Below are 21348 nucleotides of genomic sequence, written 5' to 3' on the forward strand. Positions count from 1 at the left end.
ATCGTCACATCCAACCTGGACGCGTGGGAAGGGTGTGCCTGGTGGTAAAATTCGTGTAACAACTAATTTCTTAGAAATCATGCAAATCGTAAATAGACTTTACGGCTACGGCCGCCTTGTGGGTAAAACCATTGTCGTTTTGTTATCCGCATTCTTCATAGTACACGCCGCGCGTTTCTTTAGCCTGTCGCCCGATGTGCTGGGCAAATATGTACCATATACCTGGGCCATTCTGGGCCACATCGCGGGTGGTGCCGTGGCGCTGGTGGCTGGTCCATTTCTATTCTGGAAATCATTCCGCCAAAAAAACCGGCGGGCACACCGTATCATTGGCCGGGCCTATACCATCGGTGTCTTGTTCGGTGCTTTTGGAGCCTTGATATTAGTCAGCACGACCGCGCTGTCGCTAGGACTTTCCTATATCGTGTCACTGCACGCCCTCGGCGCCACCTGGAGCGTCACAACCGTGTTAGCCTGGCGCATGGCTGTTACCAAACAATTTAAGCTTCACGAAGAGTGGGCCACCCGCAGCTATATAGTCACCATGGCGTTTGTGATCCAAAGCGTCGTATACATGTTGCCGATCACACAACAGCTTGGCGCGTCCAACGCAATCGGCGAAGTGCTGGCGACGATCATCTGGGTATCGTGGACAGGGCCGATGTTCCTGTACGACATGATCCTCAGTTTTCAGAAAAGATCCCGTCAATCGGCCCCTGCATTGTAGGGTTGCAGGGCGGTAAACGTATATGATCAAATTGTGTATCTTGCCCAACCCAATGCCCGCATTCCGCATGAACGCCAAAGCGATCCTACAATCCCACATCGCCAAAACCACCTCCTTGTCCGACGACGAGTTCGACTACTTCTTCTCACACTTCAAACCGCAGTCGTATAAAAAAGGACAAACTATCATTTTCCCCGGCGACGCCGTAGAGTACGAATATTTTGTACTGGACGGATGCCTGAAGTCGTTTTACCAAACCGACCAGGGCAAAATGTTTATTCTTCAATTCGCTATGCCAACCTGGTGGGCCTCCGACTACGAGGCACTCTACAACGGCACGCGCGCCACCACGCACGTGGACTGTATCACCGCGAGCGAGGTACTGTGCCTGTCCAGCGCCGACCGCGAAAAACTCTGCCGGGAAGTACACGCCATCGAATTCTTTTTTCGTTGGCGGACCAACCGGGGCTATGTAGCCGCGCAAAAGCGCCTCTTATCCTTCATGCACCACGACGCGCGGCAGCGTTATGAAGAGGTATTGAGATTATATCCGCAGCTCTACAACGTTGTACCCAAACAGCTCATCGCCGCCTACCTGGGCGTGTCGCGCGAGACGCTGAGCCGTCTATACCAGCCGTAGTGATGTGATGTAGATCACATAATTGCGCTGTGTTCCACCGATAGTGATGTAGGTCACACGATCGCGTCAACGCATCCCATCATGTTTGTGTTGTTCAAGCAAACACAAACACTGAGCACTATGAAAAAGCAAACAATTATTATTACCGGTGCTTCCTCTGGCATCGGCAAAGCCCTGGCCCACTATTTCCTGACAAAAGGAGATAACGTTGTGATCAACTCGTCCACGGCCAGCAAGCTGAAACAAACCTACGACGAGCTTGGCGGTGGCGACAACCTGGCCTTTGTACCCGGCGACATCCGCAACAAAGCCGTAGGCGAGCTGCTTGTCAAGACTGCCGTCGACCGGTTCGGAACTGCCGATGTCCTGATCAACAACGCCGGGATTTTTGAGCCCAGGCCGTTCCTGGTAGTGGACGAAGCTTACCTCGACAAATTCTTGAATACTAACCTGAAGGGAACGTACTTTACCACGCAGGCGGTCATTCCGCAGATGTTGAAGCAAAAAGATGGTGTGGTCATCAACATCGGCACACCCATCGTAGGCCATGCGTTGGGTGGCGTGCCGGTAACGGCCGCCATGGCGAGCAAAGGAGCCATCCATGCACTGACCCTGCAGCTGGCCGCGGAGTTTGGTGCGCAGAATATCCGCACAAACACCGTCGCGCCCGGCGTGATCCGTACACCGATGCACGGCGACAACGCCGACCAGATGGCAGGCTTGCACCTGATGAAGCGTGTCGGGGAAGTGAACGATGTAGCCGAGATGGTATACACCGTGGCCAAAAGCAAATTCGTAAACGGTGCGATCATCAACGTGGATGGTGGCTTTGCCGCTGGACACCATGTTGGATAAAAGATACAACCGACAAGACTATGTGGTATAACACGAAGGCAACCGAAATACTGGGCATTCAATACCCGATCCTGCAGGGACCATTCGGCGGTGGCTTGTCCACCGTCGAGCTGGTCACGGCGGTATCGCAGGCAGGTGGATTGGGCGGTTACGGCGCGTATACGTTAAGCCCGCAAGAGATCGTCGACGTCGACAAGAAGATTCGACAGGCAACCGACAAGCCATACAACCTCAACCTGTGGGTGTCGGATACCGACGCCGTACAAGGCACGGTAACGGACGATGTATACGAACGCGTCAGAACGCAGTTCAAACCCTACTTCGACGAAGCCGGCATCGCCGTGCCCGAAAAGCCCGGGCCTTTCCAATCGCGCTACGAAAACCAGTTGCAAGCAGTGCTCGACATTCGCCCCAAGGTGTTCAGCTTCATGTTTGGTATACCGTCGGCCGACGTACTCGAACAATGTCGCCGGCTGGGGATCAAACTGGTTGGCGCGGCCACGACGTTAGACGAAGCCCTTGCGCTGGACAATGCCGGCGTGGACATGATCATCGCCTCGGGCTTTGAGGCCGGCGGCCACCGCCCCTCATTCCTGGCGCCCGCAGAACAGTCGACGACGGGCACCTTCGTGTTGGTACAGCTCATACGGGAAAAAGTAAAGGTACCCATCATTGCTGCCGGCGGTATTGCCAACGGCCGGGGTATAGCCGCCGCGTTGACATTGGGAGCCGCTGCTGCGCAAGTGGGCACCGCCTTCCTGGCCGTGGACGAATCGGGCGCGTTACCGGCACACCGGGCCGCCCTCTTCTCCGATGCGGCCCGGCATACCACCTTGTCACGTGCCTTTACCGGAAGACTCGGACGCGGTATTACCACGCGTATTGCCAAAGACCTGATAGGCCTGGAGAAGAACATCCTGCCATTTCCTCTACAGACCACCTTCATGTCGTCACTCCGGCAGGCAGCGTTGGCCCAAAAGAAACACGACATGATATTGTTCTGGGGCGGACAGATTGCTCCGATCTTAAAGCATACAAAGGCCGCCGACCTCGTGCAGTCACTGATCGCCGAAACCTCGGCGTTCTTACCGCGATAATGCTCTTTTTAGTCACAAAAAGATACCATGGGGAGGATATAGGAAAAAAAGTATACCCAAACGATAAAGAGAATCTGTAGTGGAATTCTGAACCACAGATAGGAGGGCCCCGGCCCGGTGTTCGTACCTTTTTCCAAATCTATATGATGCCGGGCAGCATAGATGTTGGCCGGTAAAAGAAGCACAAAGAATAGTAATAGCGCTGGAGAGACATATGCCCTGGTGATGGGAAACAAAAGAGCGAGGCCAAAAGCGATCTCGGCAACGCCTGTGATATATACCAGCGCCGTGCGAAAGGGAATGAACGGCGGGATCATCATCGCCATGCCCTTTGGGAATAGAAAGTGCCCCAATGCCGTAAAGCACAGCATTACGCACATGGCCAGGTTGCCACAAAACAAGAGGTTCCAGCTTCCTGTAATAAGCCAAAAGGCAAGACTCGACAAGCCAAAGACGGCCAAAAGAATAACCAGTGGTTTCATAATCAGCTACAAAATAGTCTAATTTTTTTAGCCCATTCCATCGATTGACGGTTTGAACAAAGTAAGATTGACGGTTTAAACAAAGTGCCACGGGGCATCTCCACGCTAGTTTTGTTCCAACAAATTCAGAAACAACTATGGAACAGAACAATTATCAAGGCGCGTTGCAACAGCCCCTGGGCTCAGGCTTTAACGCTACTTCAACAGCGAGCGAAGTACTCAATGGTAAGAACCTCACCGGAACAACGGTCATCATTACGGGTGGCTATGCCGGCATCGGGCTGGAAACCACCCGCGTGTTAGCAGAGGCTGGTGCGACCGTAATCGCCCCCGCTCGTGATCCTGAAAAGGCACGCAAAAACCTCGAAGGCATTCCTAACGTAACCGTCGAGCCGATGGACCTGGTGGATCCTGGCTCGATCGATACCTTTGCCGCTAACTTTGTGAAGTCCGGAAAACCACTACACCTGTTGATCAACAACGCCGGGATCATGTGGGTGCCGCTGCGATACGATCGCCGTGGTCACGAGTCACAGTTGGCGACCAATCATCTTGGCCACTTCCAGCTGACGGCCCGTCTCTGGCCCGCGCTGAAAAAAGCAAAAGGCGCCCGGGTTGTTACGGTGTCTTCGTATGGGCATCAGATGGCGCCATTCAACTTCGAAGATCCGGATTTCAGACACCGCGAGTACGAGACCCTGCAAGGCTATGGACAATCGAAGACCGCCAACAACCTGTTCACCGTCGAGCTCGACCGCCGCGCCAGGGCCCACAACGTTCGCGCATACGTGTTACATCCCGGCTCCGTAAACGGTACCGACCTGGCCCGCGAAGCGCCGATCGCCCTCTTCCGGCAAATGGGAATTATCGACGAAGCCGGCAACCTGAAACCCGAAGTGGCGGCCAAGCTTAAAACACTGCCCCAGGGCGCTGCCACGACCGTATGGTGTGCCACCAGCCCGCTGCTGAGCGACCTCGGCGGCGTATACTGCGAAGATGCCGACGTGGCCGAACTGGACCTCGGCAACCTGGCACCACGCTACGATGACCCCTCGACGCAACGCGGCGTACAGCCGTACTCCCTGGATGAAGCCAATGCCAAACGTTTGTGGTCGCTCAGCGAGGAAATGACGGGCATAACATTCCCGGTTGATTGATGCTATAAATCATTCATTAACTTTGTTTATGCCGTCGTGCAGGCAACCGGCACGCGGCTACATGCGTCCTGTCAGACAACAAAAGACTCATGGACTTTCAAACAAACTATATTACCCCTGACATCAAGCTTGCTTGCTATTCGGATAAGCCCTTTAAAGCAGAGGCTTTGTTCGATGACCACATGCTCATCTGGCTTATCGCGGGTGGCGCCAAGATCATCCAGGCTGACGAAACATATACGTTCCAGGCCGGCGACATCTTTCTCCTCCCGCGAAACCAGCTGTCATCAGTCATTATCTACCCCAGGGACGGCCAGCCGCACAAGTCGGTGGCCATGCATCTGCCGGAAAGACGGCTGCGCAAGTTCTATGAAGGTGTAACAACAACGTTGCCGGCCGTGGTATCGCAGAAGATCCGCTACTTCGAGCAACATCCCCTGTTGAAAAGTTGTTTTACCTCGCTCATACCGTACTTTGAAGTAGAAGAGCAATTCCCCGAAAACATTGCCGCGCTCAAGATTCAAGAGGCGATCAGCATTCTGCGTATCATCGATCCGGAGATTGACGGCATCCTGGCCAACTTCGAAGAGCCCGGCAAGATCGACCTGGCCGGCTTCATGGAAAAGAACTACATGTTCAACATGCCCATGCAAAAGTTCAGCTACCTTACCGGCCGCAGCCTCTCTACCTTCAACCGCGATTTCAAGAAACATTATCGGGTCACCCCGCAACGGTGGCTCACGCAGAAACGATTGGAGCTGGCGCACTATCAGATCCAGGAGAAGCGACGGAGACCGGTAGAGGTATATTTAGAAGTGGGATTTGAAGATCTTTCGCATTTCTCGCTGGCATTCAAGAAGCAGTTCGGATATCCCCCCACCAACCTGGTGAATCATTCTGCCGCCCGATCGTAATGGCTGGTCCCAGCGATGGCTTACGCAAAGGTAAAGTCACGTAAAAGCCGCCGGATTGACGGGTAGTTCCGATTTATACTACCATTCAGCGGCCATACCCTACATGGGATCAGGTAAGTTTTTTATTTGAAAGGAGTCATTTTATACCTTTTTAATACCGGATTTATCCGGTAAAAGACGTTCAGATATACCTCCTGAACGCTCATTAGTGGCTACATATAAAATTATTGGGTAATGTGAGATCAGCAGACATACGTAAGGAATCAGCCGAGTGACACATTTCGAGGAATCGGAAATGTGACATCTTTAGGGTTGTATGTGTGGGGCTAATCTATGATAAAACTCTTTACCGTTGCTGCGATAATAGGAGTAGTATGCATTTCGGCTACGTCGCTTGTGGCGCAGAACCTGGAATCCATTGGCAAGGAAAAGCCACTCAGCGTTACTGGGGGTGTTTCATTGAGCCAGGTATTTTATGCTGCGAACGGTATTGACTCCCGGCGCGATCCATATACGTACTTTGCTTCGGGAAATGTAAATTTCTCCCTGTATGGCTGGAGCGTACCCTTCAGCTTTAGTTTTTCCAACCAGAATACTTCCTTTCAACAGCCGTTCAATCAGTATAGCGTACATCCCACCTATAAGTGGTTTACCGGTCATCTGGGTTACATCTCCATGTCATATTCACCCTATACGGTGAACGGTCATATCTTCCTGGGGGCCGCCGTGGATGCTGCACCTGAAGGGAACTGGAAGTTCAGCGCGTTGTATGGCAGATTTTTAAAGGCGGTGGAGCCCGATACAGCAAATGAAAATGCCGCCATTCCGGCATTCAAACGTATGGGCTATGGTTTCAAGGCCAGCTATGGCCGGGAAGGTAGTTTTGTCGACCTGATCTTATTCCATGCAAACGACGACATTCACTCCATCCGCTATGTGCCTGATAGTCTTGGTGTTTTGCCGGAAGAGAACCTGGTCGTCGGCGTCAGCGCCGGGAAAACGATATTCGATCATTTTTTACTGAAGGCTGACATATCCTCCAGCGCGCTGTCGCGGGACACGCGTGCCGACGAAAGCGGAAATTCTCACGTGCTGGCAAAGACCGGGTTCCTGTACACCCCCCGGTTATCATCCTCTTACTATAAAGCGTTCAAAACGGCCCTTGACTATCAGCAGGACGGATACGCCATCGGCGTGGCCTATGAGCGTGTGGACCCGGAATACCGGACGCTGGGAGCCTATTACTTTAACAACGACTTAGAAAGTATCACTGTCAATGGAAGCGGGTCCATCCTGCAAGGAAAAATGACGGTGGCGGTAAGCGCCGGTACCCAGCGTGATAACCTTGACAAAACCAAGATCAGCACGATGCGTAGAATGGTAGGCTCCGTGAACGTGAATTATTTGCCTTCGGAGAAACTGAACCTTTCGGCTTCGTACTCCAGCTTTCAGACGTACACAAACATCCGTTCACAGTTCCTGGATATTAACCAGCTTACTCCCTACGACAACCTCGATACATTAAACTATACGCAGATCTCGCAGAGTGCCACCGCCATGGCTTTGTATGCGTTCGGCCGTTCAAAAGAACGCAAGCAGAGCGTGAGCCTCAACCTGAGCGTGCAGAGCGCGGCGGATAAGCAGGCCGATGTAACACAGAATTCTGGAAGTCAATTCTATAACCTCAATGCAGCGTATGCGCTGAACATCGTTCCGAAAAACCTGACCCTGTCGGTCGCTTTCAATGCCAATGTAAATGATAGCCCGGGGATCAACTCAAAAACCCTCGGACCGACGGCATCTGTCAGTAAGTCGTTTCTGGAACGCAGGCTCCGCGCGACGCTTTCGTCATCGTACAACACGTCCTATGTGAACTCGCAGCGCGTCAGCACGATCCTGAACGGACGCGTGAATGGAAGCTATACCCTGCAGAAGAAACACAATCTCAATCTAAGCCTGGTAGCTGTGAACCGCGATAGCAAGACGGAGACCTCTGCGCGCTCCTTTACGGAGTTCACCGGTACGCTTGGATACAGTTATGCCTTTGGAATGAAATGAGAAAAACATTGAAGCTGGTAAAAAAAGTATTGTTGATCGGTGTGCTTATGATCGCTGCCTGCGCGGCGCGGCTGCACGCGCAGACCTATCCCGTTCAGGTCAGTACACAGATCGCACCGCCCTTTAGTCCGTATTTAAGTGATTATTCCGCTGCCGATGCACAGCGGTTTATGGTCAACTTCCTGCTAAAGGACCCGACACTGCCCGAATACCGCTGCAAGCTCAGGCTCACGATCGAAGGCGTCGGGATCACGATCCGCACCAAGCAAAGTTTTGTGCCCCAACCCCTCGTGCTGCCGGGCGGAGGCATACCCCTGCAGGTATACGGCGAAGAGCTGGAAGAATATTTTAATCCCAATAACCTGGACTTTGCAGGTTTTTCCAAAGCCCAGTATACGAAGGGTGCCAAGCTGCCGGATGGCGTGTACCGTTTCACAGTCGAAGTGCTGGATTACAACCGCGGCACCGTGGTCAGTAATAAAGGTACAGCGGTGGCCTTTATCATCCTCAACGATCCGCCGTTGCTGAACATGCCCCGCACGGATACCAAGGTCAGGATACTCGATCCCACAAACATACCCTTCACCTGGACGCCCCGGCACACCGGTTCTCCCAACGCGGCGTTCACAACAGAATACATTTTCAGGCTGGTAGAGATCTGGCCCGTCACGCGCAATCCCTACGACGCTTTTCTAAGCCAGCAACCCCTATACGAGATCACGACCAATGCTACCCAGATCGTCTACGGCCCCGCCGAGCCTGCGTTGATCCCTGGAAGAAAGTATGCCTGGCAGGTGCAGGCAAAAGATGTGGAGGGAAGAGACCTGTTTAAGAACCAGGGCAAGAGTGAAGTGTTCGTGTTTCAGTTCGGCGATGCGCTGGGTGCACCGGAGGGTCTTTACCTTCAAACGGCAAATCCTACCTCGCTGGTGGTGCGATGGGAGCAGAACGTTGCAGGTACGGATGCTGTTAAGTACCGCGTCCGGTATCGTCCGCACAAGGGTCGTGCGCACGACAATTGGTATGAAGAGGAGAGCGAAGAGCAATGGCGGGCCTTGTCGCAGTTGCAACCCGAGACGGAGTACGAAGTGCAGGTGAGAGCCGAGCAAAGCGTGCAGGTGAGTGAATACGGACCGGTAAAAGTTTTCAAAACAGCGTTGCCGGGCGCCAACGAGTTTGTGTGCAAGAGTGATGTCTCGCCGCCGCCGGCCCCGACAACGAACGCTCCGGCGGTCAGGTTGGGGATTAACGATACGATCCATGCCGGTGGGTACGATGTATTGGTACGCGAGCTTTCGGAAAACAACAACGGTGTCTACACGGGTTCAGGTATGGCGATCGTGCCGTGGTTTATGAGTGCCAAAGTGCGGGTGACCTTTAAAAAGATCAATGTAAATGAACAACACTGGCTTACGTCGGGGGAGATCAAAAGTGTGTGGAATCCTGACAGTAAGTTTTTGCTTACCCCGGACAAGAAGCCCGATCCGACGACAAGGCCCACGAATGGAGAAGTGCCGGTGACGGTAGCGGAAACCGAAACGCTGATCGAGATCGACGGTGCCGTCATCGTTGACGTTTCGAAAAATGAAGATGGGGACATCGTGGTCAATACGTCCGACGGAGAAACGAAGACGCTGGAAAAAGGCAAAAGCTACTCCATCGTCGATGCCGCGGGCAACGGTTACATCGTCGATAAAGAAGGAAACGTTGCCAAGACCACGGCCCAGGAAGCGCGGGATGCCGCCGGTCGTGGCGACCGCAATTATACAATCGCGCTGCGGTTTGAAAAAGGGCTGGCCGTGTTCGGCTTTGATGAGAAGAAATACGATGCCCTGGCATCCAACTACCAGCAGCTAGAAGGCGGGCAGTATATACCCTGGAAGGCCGTGACATCGTCTCGTCAGGACGTTGTCAATGCCGTACTGGATGGAACCGATATCGATCCGAAGAAAGTACGTTTTGAAGTGAATGGTTCGCCTGTTACGCATAGCGGGTTCAGCGGCGGCGTCAGTACGGTTGACATGCCTGGAAAAACCGAAGGCACCGTGGAGGAATTGCTGGCGCTTTATAAACCAGCCGATGCTGCAAATGAAAATGTGCTTGGCAAGCTCAACCTGGTCAGCTACGATAAGGTTACCAGCAAATTGGTAGTGGTGCCGGTTAACGATAATGGTGTTCCCGGCGGACTTTCGGCGGCCGCGATCACGCAAAAGCTCAACGACATTTATGGTCAGGCCGTGGCGGCGTGGGAGGTAAAGATCGATCCGTCGCTTTCCGTTACGCTCGACGCTACGTTCGACGAAGGTGAGAGCGGCATGCTGACCAACTATACCGACGACATGAAGAAGGTCATCAACGCCTATGGCCCCTTTGTTGACAAAACGTATTATCTGTTTTTGGTTTCCAACCCGCATACCAATCCGGATGCCGTCGGGTATATGCCCCGCGCCAAGCAGGCTGGGTTCCTCTTTGTCGATAACCTCAATGCCGACAATGTTGTCGCGGCCATCGGCCACGAGTTAGGGCACGGTGCCTTCAACCTCAAGCATACGTTCAGCGAATTCGGGGGCCTGACCAAAGGAACGACCGATAACCTGATGGACTACAACCATGGTACGGCACTCTATAAATACCAATGGGACTACGTTCACGAGCCGCAGCGTGTTTTTGGATTATTTGAAGATGATGAGGAAAGTGAGTCCGCCTTGATTACCCTGGCCGATGCCAGCATTACGGGCATTGCGTGGGGGTTCGATGAAAATCCCGACGATGGTTTTGAAGGAGGGGCATCGTTTATTCTTGCCAACGGCAGCGTATTGGTATTTAAGAAAGGTATTTCCGCTGAGAGACTCGCCAACGGCTATTTTAAAATCGGTTCGGAAGAGTACGTCACGATGTTTTACGTAGACGAAAAAGGCGGCGTGTCGGACAAGTTCATGGGCTTGTACGAAACGACAAAGCTCGCCACCTTAACGAAGAAAGATGACGGCGGATGGAAAAAGTCAGACCTGGACAATGGCAAAGGCTGGTTTAGCTCGGAGAATTACAAGCTCTTTCCGTTCATCCGCGATCATACCATGGCGTATTCTAAAGACTTGCTGGCGCGCAAGGATATCAATGTCGACAAGGCCATACAGATAAGTCTGCTGCTGGAGCAATTCACGGACGAAATGTACGAGGCGTATCAGCAATCGCCGGGTGCGAAAGAAGGGCCGTGCCGGTATATTATGGTCAGTGAACCCAGTATGGATTATTCCGACTGCTGGGATGAGCTGATCAAGAGCCTGGAGGGTTACTTACAGCGGCAGCGCAATGCGATCGAAGCGCTCATTGCTGAGATTGACAAACCCAAGATTGACCGGTCGGTAATCAAAGACCGGTTTGTGGACCTGGAGCAAAGCAACTACGGCATTTTGACAGTGACCGAGCGCACCAAGTTGCTGAGCTATCTGGTGACGGGCGCCATGGTGGGCGACTATTATTTCTTTGGCGGTGAGGAGAGCTTTGCCGTCAAGACGCTGAAGAATACACCGCCAGAGCAGGTACAGGCCCTACTGGCGGCGCTGGAGGCAAAGCCGGTGATGCTGAATTGCGGTGAGAAGGCGGCTAATGCGAGTTCCTCGCTAATGTATAATTTAAATAGTAAGGTTCACGATGGTATTCTCGGTCTTGCTGCGGGGAACTATACAGAGATGATGGCGGTGATAAAAAATCTTTTGCTGAAGAGCCCCGATTTTGAGGATCGGTTGCTGCGGTTATTCGAGGACGATATTGGGAAACGTACGGTAAGCCTGCACGCGCATGTGCCGAAACCGAATAAGGAAGGAGACTATACGTATATCGGTACGACCCTGGAGCTTCAGTTTGCGGACTGGGCCGCCGACAGCAAGGGCAACCAAAATTCACATATTCATTACAAAGTAGAAGAGGAAGTTTGGCGAGATGCCGAGAGTGTAGTGGTGAGTATGCCGACAGGCGAAGGAGTTGTCGAACATACGCTCGCACCGTTCGAGTTGGTGGCATTGACCAATTATTCGGATTTATCTATTGTCGATGCTGCTACCGAGTCGCCAACCGGGCAGGTTGTATTCGTGCCCGTCATCTTTTTGAAGTATATCGATATAAAAAGTGACAACGATGCGATTCAGGATGTTGCTTTTAACATCCTGGATGCCGCTACGATGGTTACCGGCGCGGGAGCCATTGTTAAGCTTACGAGGGCCACGGCGGCCGTAAATAAATGGATCAAGTACGGTAAGATCGCGCTTCGTGCGCTCGAGGTTGCCAATGCCGCAGGTAACCTTACGTTGCGGAACATGCAAAGTGAGTTTCCGGATCCTGAGTTTAAGGAGGCCGTGGAGTGGTCTGACAAAGTCATGCTGGCAATCGGCGCGGCGGAGTTGATCCGCGGTGGTGTGAAAGGTATACCAAAGGCACTTTCCTCGGCAAAGACGTTGACCTATGCCATGAACCGGGCCACAGCGTATGGCTTTGTGAAGGCGATCATCAAAGTAGAAGGTAAACTGTCGGCGAAAGCGGCTTCGAAGAAAGCGGCGCAGCAGATGCTGGAGTTGAAGAATAAGATTGTAAACGACTGGAAGCTGAAACATGGCGAGGATCTGGAAGATGTGATCCGGAAAGAAATGGCCATAGCGCTCAAAGTCGAGGAATTGTTTGCTGCCTTTAAGGTCAAGCTTACCACGCGGGTAGGCGGTGCGAAGGGGTTCACCTTGAAACATACTGATAAACAGATTAAAGCCATGATGCAAAAAGGGCTTGACCTTGACTTACCGGAAGATGTAATCGAAGATTTTATCTTTATCAGTTGTAGAGATGACAAGCCCATAGCCGCGGCTGAACTAATGAACCAAATGGATAATTGGGTAAACGTGGTTAGCAATCCCAACGTACGAGGATATCCTTATAAGTTTTTGTCGAAGGACCAATTCGAAGCATTCTCGAATGAACTGAAAGCCGGCTTGGATAAAATCGGAATTCCCTCGGACAATGTCCGTATTCAAGGATCGTCTCTCCGTACGCCCGATGCCAAGGACGTCGACATGGCAGTACTCATTACTGACGCCGATTTCGATCAGTTTCTTGTGAAGCGATTCTCGAAACGCATTGCGACCAAGGCTGGAACAGGATTGGACCTCACCGGAAAGTCCGCGCAGGAGCTGCGCCAGATTGCCGACGATATTTTCACGAACCCCGGAAACTACAATAGTCAGGCGGAAAGTTTTTCAAAAGCTATGCGGGAACGTAAAATAGGTGCATACTCGAACGACAAAATCATCCCTGGACATAAAGATCTTTATCATCAAATGCAAGCGAGTTATGCGAACTTAGCAATCGACAACCTCACCGTTCAGACGGCGGGTGGCGCTTTTGATTTGAAGCCATTTATAACACTTTAACAGAACGATATGATCATGTTTTACGGCGGGTTCAGGGGTGGAGCAACGTTGCATCAGTTGAAGGCTGTTCTGGATACGCTCCTTCCGGCTGGTAAATCGTCTTTCATCGAAAGTGAGACGGTTCTTGTTTCTAACGGCGACATTTTGGAATACTCGATTGACCATGACGAAGCGGCTGGCCGCCTGGCTTTTAGCGCTGAGTTTCACGGCAATGAGCAGGAGCTACAGGCTTTTTTGCCAAAACTGGTTGGGGCGTTGCGAGCGCAGGCAATTGACTACAGGCTGGAATATGAAATGGAAAAGGATGGTGAGTTTACCACTTACAATATCGATTAGTATGCAGCAAGTGAGCACAAAAAATCTGATGCAATTTGTTGTGACGGCAGCCTTTGTATTTTTTATGGCGTCCACAGTGAGCTTTGCCCAAGATCAGCCGACGGATTTGCTAAGTTCCTATTTTTCGGCCGTTCGTTCGGGGAACTCGCAGGCTATACCCGCGGCCGTATTGCAGCCAGACCAGGCGAAGGCTGTGCTCGCGGCGTTGCCGGCCTACCAGGCGGACACGGTCTCGGCAGTGCGTGCGGCGGTATATACGTTGCTGCAACGTGTTGGTTCAGGTGCGAAACAACTTGCCATCCGCCAGGCATCAGTCGGGCTGCTTACGCAGGGTGGGCGTGATGCCGATGATGGTAATGCAGGCTTAGTATTAGACTACCTTACGACCTTTAAAAAAGAAGACTTTATATCAGCATCAAAAGATACTATACGAGTCCTGTTCGGTCAAAGATCCTTCCATTTCGAAAAACTTCTCCGGCTCATCGGCTTCCTCGAGCTTTCCGATCAAAATGAATCGATCCGGCCGTATACTCAAATCGGCAACCCCCAGGCCACGCGCTGGGCAGCGATTGTATCACTCGCGCGCATGAGCGACGTTTCGGCCACAGAAGAAATGATGCGCCGTGCCCGAAAGCTCCCAGTGAACGACGACGTGATCTATAAAATATTTCCCGACCTGGCCTACAGCCGCCGTCAGGAAGCCATCGCCTACATGGTCGAAGCCTTGAACAGCGATGATAAGAACTGCCTGTCGGCAGACGCTGAGAAAGAAGAGGCTATCCCCTGCGGCTACCGCATCATGGAACAACTCGCCCCGGTTATCGATGGCTACCCGCTGGAGCTGGACAAAAGCGGTGATATAAAAACAAAAGACTATGTGGCCGCCCTGAAGACCGTGCGCGAATGGTTTGTGAAGCATCCCGATTATAAAATTCTGCGGGATCGGTATTGAACCGTGGAATGAACAGTGATTTCAATTTTGACGATATGCAAAGATATTTACGAACCAGTGTAGTAGCCGTGCTCCTGTTGACTGCGCAGTTTCTCTGCGCCGTTCAGGCCATTGCCTACACCGACTCGACGAAGGTTGTGCTTCCGGCGCCCGAGTTGCCTCCCGCCGTCCGGGCGGAGCTCTCCCGCACATTCAATGAGTTGAACTATATTCAGTCACTCAATATCGCATCCGATCCGATCGTATTGCCCAACGTAGTGCTGGCCGATACCGTGCTGCAGCAACGGGCGTATGCACAATCACTGTTGGAGAAGGTCCAGGGCGCGCAACGCTTTATCGAATCGCTGGATGCGCTCTCGGAAATAGAATTACCGGTCGGGGTGGTGAAATCAGGCGGTCCGGTGGATTACAGTATCCTGATCGACCGCATGACCTTTACGACACAAGGCGCCATCATGGACGTATATGTTTCGCTGGCGCTTCCGCAGTCCGGCGACCGCATCGCATTCCACGGTAAAGTACCATTGTCGAAAGAAGGAGGGATCGCCGGCAATGCAAAAGTGTTCCTGGTAGGCGATCATATTCTCAAGTTCGGCAGCTCGGCGCAGCTGACCATCAAAGGCTCTAAGAATACCTACGTGGAGTTTGATTGCGGCGGCTTCAAAGGCGTCAGCATCGAAGCGCTGGTGCAGTTCTCGCGCGACTTGATCGTGCCGGAGAATGATAAAGGCATCGCCAGCACCAACAAAGACGAACGGGTAAAGATATCGTTCACGACGTACGCGCAAAGCCTCAATGATCTGATGGTTGGCGTGAACGTTCCTGCTTTCCAGATCGCAAACCTCAAGGGTTTTGGTTTCAAGGTCACCCAGGCATTCATGGACTGGAGCGACCTGGCGAACCCTCCGGGTATAACGTTTCCGAAAGATTATTCCTCACCTTTTGTCCAGGCAGGGCAACCGTTGCTGTGGCAGGGATTTTATATGCAGCGCCTGGAGGTACGGCTGCCGCCTTCCTTTGCCAAACAGAAAGGTGACAGCTCACGCATTGTGGTGGGAGTGGAGCACATGATTCTCGACGACCAGGGCTTCTCCGGCGAAGTGTTTGCCGACAACGTATTGAAGCTCGGGAACATGAACGGATGGGGCTACTCGTTGGATCACGTAGAGCTTGTCTTTGTCACCAACCAGATCAAAGGATTTGAGCTGGCCGGCAAGATTTCCGTTCCCAACCTCAAAAAAAAGAAAGACAAATCAGCCACCGAGTTTGGCTACCTGGCGGCACGCGGCGCAGACGGAAATTATCTTTTCTCCGTCACGATCAAGGAAGAGCTCAGTCTGCCACTATTGGTGGCCGACCTCACCTTACGACCCGGTACCTCGATCACCGTCAAAGAGAAAGAAAATAAATTTTACCCCACAGCCGTCCTGAATGGAGAGCTGAGCATCAGCGCCCTGAGCAAAGGTCCAAAGGCCAGCTTCAACGGCATCAGCTTCGAGGGACTTCGCATCAGCACAGAAGCCCCGCGCTTCGACATTCAATCCATCAGCTTCGGCAAAGAAAACGCAGAACAGTCAGTTTCAAAATTCCCCCTGACCATCAACAACATTTCGGTACAGAAAGACGGCACAAACCGGTTGGGCGTTGGATTTGATGTAACGATCAATATCGCCGGCAAATCGGAAGAAGAAGGCTTTGGCGGAACCGCAGGACTCATCGTATGGGGCAAGCGTGATATCACCGAGACCACCTCGCCCGGCGGCCAGGTCGAGAGCCAGGAGGGCGACTGGAAATTCGATAAAATCGAACTCACCGCTATTGGTGTCAACTTCAAGAAAGCCGGTGTAATCGAAATCGCCGGCATGATCCGCTTCTTCGACGAAGACCCCGTCTATGGCGATGGCTTCAAAGGCTCCGTTTCCGGCAAGATCCAGGTGATCTCGCTGAAGGTCGAAGCCCTCTTCGGTAAGACGCCGGAGTTCCGCTATTGGTATGCCGACGCGCTGGTTGAATTTGAAAGTGGTCTTCCTCTCGCGCCCGGATTCTCCGCCTATGGATTTGGCGGCGGCTATTATTCGAAGATGAAGCAAAGCGCCGAGGGCAATGGAAGCCCGATCGGAAAAAATGCGTCCGGAGTCACGTATGTGCCCGACGAAAATACGATCGGCATCAAGGCCATTGTGAAATTCGGTGCGACCCCCAGCAAGGCGCCCTATAACGGCGATGTGATGCTCGAGGTCATGCTGAACCGACACGGCGGTATCAACTCCGTAACCTTCACCGGCAACATCGTGGTGATGTCACCACCCTTGCCGGGAGGTGTTGAAAAGATTAAAGAGCAGGCCTCCGCCGTCGTGGGTGACTCCAAGGCTGCGCAGAAAATCCTGGCCATGCTCCAGGGCCAGGTATCGGCCAACGTCAAGATCTTGTTCGACAACGTCAACGACGTGTTCCATGCCAATATGGAGATGTATATCAATGTCGGCGGCGGTATCATAAAAGGCGTCGGCGCCAGCAACCGCGCCGGCTGGGCCGTCATGCACTTTGAGAAAAGCGAGTGGTACGTTCTGGTCGGTACGCCCAACGACCCCATCGGCCTCGAGCTGCTGTGGCTCCTGAAAATCAAGAGCTACTTCATGCTGGGTAAAAATCTGCCCGGCAGCCCGCCGCCGCCGCGACAAGTATCCGAAATACTCGGCATCAGCGCCGCCGACCTCGACTATATGCGCGACCTGAACGCCGCCGAGTCGGCCTTCGGCTTTGCCTTCGGCATCAACCTCAGCATGGACACCGGCGAGCTTCGCTTCCTTATGTTCTACGCCCGCTTCGCCTTCGGCATCGGTTCCGACCTCATGGTGAAGAAATACGGCGAAGAATATCATTGCGCTGGCTCCGACCAAACCATCGGTATCAACGGCTGGTTCGCCAACGGCCAGGCCTATGCGTACGTAGCCGGTAAGGTCGGCATCAAAGTCAAGCTACGGTTCTACAAAGGCAATTTCGACATTCTCAAGATCGGCGTCGCCGCCGTCCTCCAGGCCAAAGGCCCCAACCCGTTCTGGATGCGCGGCATCGTGGGCGGATACTATAGAATCCTCGGCGGCCTCGTAAAAGGTAACTGTAAGTTCGAGGTGACCATCGGCAAGGAGTGTAAGATCGTGGGCGACAGCAACCCGCTCGAAAACATCGACCTGATCTCCGAGCTCAGCCCGATGAAAGGTGAAAAAGACGTCGACGTATTCAATGCGCCGCAAGCAGCCTTCAACATTCCCGTAGGCGAAGTATTTCAAATCACCGACATCGAAGACCGCAAACGCTCCTTCCGCGGCAAGCTGGTAGACTTTAAAGTACTCGACGAAAAAACGGAAGTCCCCGGCAACGTACGCTGGAACGAAGACTACGACGTGGCCGCGTTCGACTCACACGACGTCCTGCCGCCACAGAAAGAACTGAAGGTATACGTTAAGCTCACTTTCGAAGAGCTTGTCAACGGCGCATGGATCCCCGTCATTTTCGAAGGGAAAGTAGTGGAAGAAGTAAAAGAAACCGACTTCACCACCGGCACCGCGCCCGACCATATCCCGGCGTCGAACGTGGCCATTTCCTACCCGGTCATGGGCCAGTTCAACTTCTATCCCAAAGAATATAACCAGGGCTTCATCAGTCTGCGCAAGGGCCAGCCGTACCTGTTTACACCGGGTCAGGAATGGATCCAGGCACTCCACCTCACCAACGCCGAAACGCAAGCGTATGTAGAAACCACCGTGCGCTACGACGCCGGCACGAAGACGGTGAACTTCGAGATCCCGGCCGGGTTGACCAACGATAAAGTACACAAGCTGGAGATCCTCAACATTCCCCGCTACTCCGAAGCCGTGGATGCCAACGTACAGAAGATTGATACCGAGCTGAAAGACAGTGGCGGAGAGTCCACGCTCACGACCAAAAATATCGAAGGCGAGCTCGCGCTGCGCGACGTCAAGACGGTGTACAACGCTCCCTTCCGCACCAGCAAGTACAATACCTTCCGCGAGAAGGTCGCCAGTATCAAGTTCAACATCACCCAGAACATTCCCGCCCCCACGGGAGACATGAGTGAGCTGAGATCGTACATGCAGGGACCGGAGTCGATGGACCGCTACGAGCTCGAAGGCATAGACGAATACAGCCCGCTTGTTCAAGCGGAAGCCATACTGACAGACAACCCCTGGTATAAAGACCGGGTATATCCCCTGCTATACGAAGCCTATCCCATCCAGGGCTATATCAAAACCACACGCGACACCTCCGCGCTGGGAATGCCCCCCGTCCGGGCCATCTATTTCGATCAGGTTTCCGAACGCGCGCAGCTGTCGTCCGAAGGAACACCGGCCGCCGCCACCGCGCTCTCCGGCAACTTCCGCTACGACCTGATGCGCACCATGATGGAAGACTACAGAAGCATGCAGCAGCAGGCCGCCAACCATGTGGTCGACAAGCCCGAGCGGCTTACCGAAAGACTGGAGAGGATCCTGACCCGACCCCTTCCCTTTTATCGACAGGGTAAATACAAGGTACGGTTGAAATACCGCATACCAGGAATAAACAAAACGACAAGCAGTTATGAGTGGGAGTTATACAATGCCGTACCGGATTAAGCGGTGTATCATCGGCATGCTGGTCCTGTTGGGAACCCATGCCGCCGCGCAGGACTCCCTGCGGGTAGCAGACCGTGGCGATGCCCTTGCCGTGATCGTACGTCCGTCGGCGGATTCCATCACCCTGCGGTGGGCGCCCCTCACCGTGGGCCACTGGATGACCGCCAACAAGTATGGCTACACCGTTGAACGATTCACGCTCGTGCGCAATGGAAAAGTACTGCGCCCCGTAGAACGCAAAGCCCTGACCACCGCGCCCCTCAAGCCGCTGCCCGAAGCCGGCTGGGAAAAATTTATCAGCAATAAATACGGACTCGTGGCCGCGCAAGCCCTCTATGGTGAAACCTTCGAGCTGAACATCGAGCAAAGCGACATCACCCAAATCGTAAACAAGGCAAAAGAAAACGACCAGCGTTTTTCTATCGCCCTGTTCTGCGCCGATATGTCGCCCGCCGTTGCCAAAGCCGAAGGATTATACCTCAGTGACAAACACATCGAGAAGAATGTAAAATACCTCTACCGCATTACTGTCGTCACCCCTACCGATACCCTGCGCGGCAGCGCCTTTGTCGATGCCGCCCAGAAGTATATACTGCCCGGCCTGACCGACCTCACCGGCGAAACCGCCGGCAACGTGGTGACCCTGCGCTGGAACCAGCAGGAGCACGCCAGCCTCTATACCACCTATATCATCGAGCGCTCGGAAGATGGTAAAACCTATACCGACATCACCGACGTGGCCGGCGTGGCGCTGAGCAAAAAGGGTACAGAGAGCAAATATCAATACGCCGTCGACACGCTCGCATCGCTCGACAAACCCTACAGCTACCGCATCAAAGGCCGCACGCCGTTTGGCGAGTCCGGCCCCATTTCCAACATCGTGCAGGTAAAGGGACATAAAGTCGTTACCTCCAGCGTATTCATTACCTCCGCCCTCAGCACCGACAACAAAAGCATCGACCTGGCATGGGAATTTCCCGAAGCCGACAACGATGCCTTAGCCGGGTTTGAAGTAACACGCTCCCCAAAATCCTCCGGGCCGTATAAGACGATTCACAAAGGCCTGCTCCCGCCGGCCTCGCGTATCTTCAAAGATACCAGCCCTGAGCAGTCCAACTATTACAAGCTGAAAGCAAAGACACTGGACGGAACCGAGATCCTCTCCATGCCCTTCCTGGCACTGCTGGTAGACAGCATACCCCCGGTACAGCCCGTCGGCCTGAAAGGTAAAGTAGACGATGCCGGCAATGTCAGTATCAGCTGGAAACCCAACCCCGACAACGACATCTACGGCTACCGCATATACCGCGCCTACTATCAAACCGAAGAATTCTCCCTCAAGACGGGCGAGCCGCTGAAAGATACCGTCTTCACCGACAAGGTAGAATTGAAAAGCCTGAACGAAAAGATTCACTACCGCGTCATGGCCATCGACCGCAACCAAAACCACTCCATTCTGTCAGAGATCTTGAGCCTGGCGTTGCCCGACAAGGTGCCGCCCATGCCACCCGTTTGGTTACCGGTAAAGTCTACCAAAGATGGCGTCGTGTTGCGCTGGACGCCCAGCGGCAGTGTGGACGTGGTGAGATATGAACTATACCGCAAAGGCGACCAGGGCCAATGGATCCGGCTCACGTCGGTCGCATCCGGCACCGACACGTTGTATACCTACACCGATCGGAACCTGCAAAGCAGCACCGTACAATATTATACCGTGGTCGCTGTTGACGAAGCCGGCCTCGAATCGCCGCCCGACGCCGTCGTGTCGGGATTCCGCCTGACAGGCCCCAAGCCGCCGGTTACCGTCAGCACGCCGACCATCGATCGCGCAAACAAAAAAATCGCGCTCCGCTGGACGTATGACGAGCAGCGCGTCACCGCCTATCGTGTGTATAAAAAGACCAACGATGAACCGCTCATGCTATACCGCACCGTAAAGGAAAATAGCTTTACCGATAGCGGCATGATTCCCGGAAAGAAATACAGCTACCAGGTGATGGCCGTATTCGACAACGGTGCTTTATCCGATATGGGTAAACTGATTGTATTGGAGTTCTAACGACGTTTGAAAATAAG

The 21348-nt window shown here is 53.2% G+C and carries 13 protein-coding genes; 12 read left to right on the plus strand and 1 reads right to left on the minus strand.

All coding sequences use genetic code 11. The annotated features are described in order from the left end of the window. Window positions 1-79 precede the first annotated feature (79 nt). The 4 genes from K7P01_RS18840 to K7P01_RS18855 all read left to right on the plus strand — a co-directional run bounded on the left by K7P01_RS18840 (window position 80) and on the right by K7P01_RS18855 (window position 3319). Complete coding sequence (locus K7P01_RS18840; protein WP_267295901.1) at window positions 80-727, plus strand: DUF2306 domain-containing protein; 648 nt, start codon at window positions 80-82, stop codon at window positions 725-727. 22 nt (window positions 728-749) lie between these two features. Beyond that, window positions 750-1367: a Crp/Fnr family transcriptional regulator gene (locus K7P01_RS18845; protein ID WP_267295903.1), complete on the plus strand. Its 618-nt coding sequence runs from the start codon at window positions 750-752 to the stop codon at window positions 1365-1367. 120 nt (window positions 1368-1487) lie between these two features. Continuing rightward, window positions 1488-2222, plus strand: coding sequence for an SDR family NAD(P)-dependent oxidoreductase (locus K7P01_RS18850; RefSeq protein WP_267295905.1), 735 nt, complete (start codon window positions 1488-1490; stop codon window positions 2220-2222). A gap of 20 nt (window positions 2223-2242) precedes the next feature. Further along, window positions 2243-3319: an NAD(P)H-dependent flavin oxidoreductase gene (locus tag K7P01_RS18855; RefSeq protein WP_267295907.1), complete on the plus strand. Its 1077-nt coding sequence runs from the start codon at window positions 2243-2245 to the stop codon at window positions 3317-3319. 8 nt (window positions 3320-3327) lie between these two features. Here K7P01_RS18855 and K7P01_RS18860 read toward each other — a convergent pair whose 3' ends face one another. Beyond that, on the minus strand, window positions 3328-3801 hold the full coding sequence (locus K7P01_RS18860) for a DoxX family protein (protein ID WP_267295909.1): 474 nt from the start codon (window positions 3799-3801) through the stop codon (window positions 3328-3330). 137 nt (window positions 3802-3938) lie between these two features. Here K7P01_RS18860 and K7P01_RS18865 point away from each other — a divergent pair, with 137 nt between their 5' ends. The 8 genes from K7P01_RS18865 to K7P01_RS18900 all read left to right on the plus strand — a co-directional run bounded on the left by K7P01_RS18865 (window position 3939) and on the right by K7P01_RS18900 (window position 21331). Beyond that, window positions 3939-4958, plus strand: a complete 1020-nt coding sequence (locus K7P01_RS18865) for an SDR family NAD(P)-dependent oxidoreductase (protein WP_267295911.1) — start codon at window positions 3939-3941, stop codon at window positions 4956-4958. Window positions 4959-5047: 89 nt separating this feature from the next. Then, window positions 5048-5872, plus strand: coding sequence for an AraC family transcriptional regulator (locus K7P01_RS18870; RefSeq protein ID WP_267295913.1), 825 nt, complete (start codon window positions 5048-5050; stop codon window positions 5870-5872). A 333-nt stretch (window positions 5873-6205) separates the two neighbouring features. Next, window positions 6206-7930 (plus strand): outer membrane beta-barrel family protein, encoded by a 1725-nt coding sequence (locus tag K7P01_RS18875; protein ID WP_267295915.1) that lies wholly within the window; start codon window positions 6206-6208, stop codon window positions 7928-7930. After that, window positions 7927-13347, plus strand: coding sequence for a fibronectin type III domain-containing protein (locus K7P01_RS18880; RefSeq protein ID WP_267295917.1), 5421 nt, complete (start codon window positions 7927-7929; stop codon window positions 13345-13347). The genes K7P01_RS18875 and K7P01_RS18880 overlap by 4 nt, the downstream gene beginning before the upstream one ends. 9 nt (window positions 13348-13356) lie before the next feature. Beyond that, a complete protein-coding gene (locus K7P01_RS18885) occupies window positions 13357-13683 on the plus strand; it encodes a hypothetical protein (RefSeq protein ID WP_267295919.1) in 327 nt (108 codons plus the stop codon). 28 nt (window positions 13684-13711) lie between these two features. Next, window positions 13712-14635 carry a hypothetical protein gene (locus K7P01_RS18890; RefSeq protein WP_267295920.1) on the plus strand — a complete coding sequence of 308 codons (924 nt, stop codon included), beginning with the start codon at window positions 13712-13714 and terminating at the stop codon, window positions 14633-14635. Between the two features lie 35 nt (window positions 14636-14670). After that, window positions 14671-19272, plus strand: a complete 4602-nt coding sequence (locus K7P01_RS18895; protein ID WP_267295922.1) for a hypothetical protein — start codon at window positions 14671-14673, stop codon at window positions 19270-19272. Next, window positions 19238-21331, plus strand: a complete 2094-nt coding sequence (locus K7P01_RS18900) for a fibronectin type III domain-containing protein (RefSeq protein WP_267295924.1) — start codon at window positions 19238-19240, stop codon at window positions 21329-21331. The genes K7P01_RS18895 and K7P01_RS18900 overlap by 35 nt, the downstream gene beginning before the upstream one ends. The last annotated feature ends 17 nt before the right edge of the window (window positions 21332-21348 follow it).

It is taken from the genome of Parachryseolinea silvisoli (assembly GCF_021190955.1).
Classification (GTDB): Bacteria; Bacteroidota; Bacteroidia; order Cytophagales; family Cyclobacteriaceae; genus Ohtaekwangia; species Ohtaekwangia silvisoli.

Coding starts and splice junctions, on each gene's coding strand:
- K7P01_RS18840 (WP_267295901.1), top strand. CDS start 80: ATGCAAATCGTAAATAGACTTTACGGCTACGGCCGCCTTGTGGGTAAA.
- K7P01_RS18845 (WP_267295903.1), top strand. CDS start 750: ATGATCAAATTGTGTATCTTGCCCAACCCAATGCCCGCATTCCGCATG.
- K7P01_RS18850 (WP_267295905.1), top strand. CDS start 1,488: ATGAAAAAGCAAACAATTATTATTACCGGTGCTTCCTCTGGCATCGGC.
- K7P01_RS18855 (WP_267295907.1), top strand. CDS start 2,243: ATGTGGTATAACACGAAGGCAACCGAAATACTGGGCATTCAATACCCG.
- K7P01_RS18860 (WP_267295909.1), bottom strand. CDS start 3,801: ATGAAACCACTGGTTATTCTTTTGGCCGTCTTTGGCTTGTCGAGTCTT.
- K7P01_RS18865 (WP_267295911.1), top strand. CDS start 3,939: ATGGAACAGAACAATTATCAAGGCGCGTTGCAACAGCCCCTGGGCTCA.
- K7P01_RS18870 (WP_267295913.1), top strand. CDS start 5,048: ATGGACTTTCAAACAAACTATATTACCCCTGACATCAAGCTTGCTTGC.
- K7P01_RS18875 (WP_267295915.1), top strand. CDS start 6,206: ATGATAAAACTCTTTACCGTTGCTGCGATAATAGGAGTAGTATGCATT.
- K7P01_RS18880 (WP_267295917.1), top strand. CDS start 7,927: ATGAGAAAAACATTGAAGCTGGTAAAAAAAGTATTGTTGATCGGTGTG.
- K7P01_RS18885 (WP_267295919.1), top strand. CDS start 13,357: ATGATCATGTTTTACGGCGGGTTCAGGGGTGGAGCAACGTTGCATCAG.
- K7P01_RS18890 (WP_267295920.1), top strand. CDS start 13,712: ATGCAATTTGTTGTGACGGCAGCCTTTGTATTTTTTATGGCGTCCACA.
- K7P01_RS18895 (WP_267295922.1), top strand. CDS start 14,671: ATGCAAAGATATTTACGAACCAGTGTAGTAGCCGTGCTCCTGTTGACT.
- K7P01_RS18900 (WP_267295924.1), top strand. CDS start 19,238: ATGAGTGGGAGTTATACAATGCCGTACCGGATTAAGCGGTGTATCATC.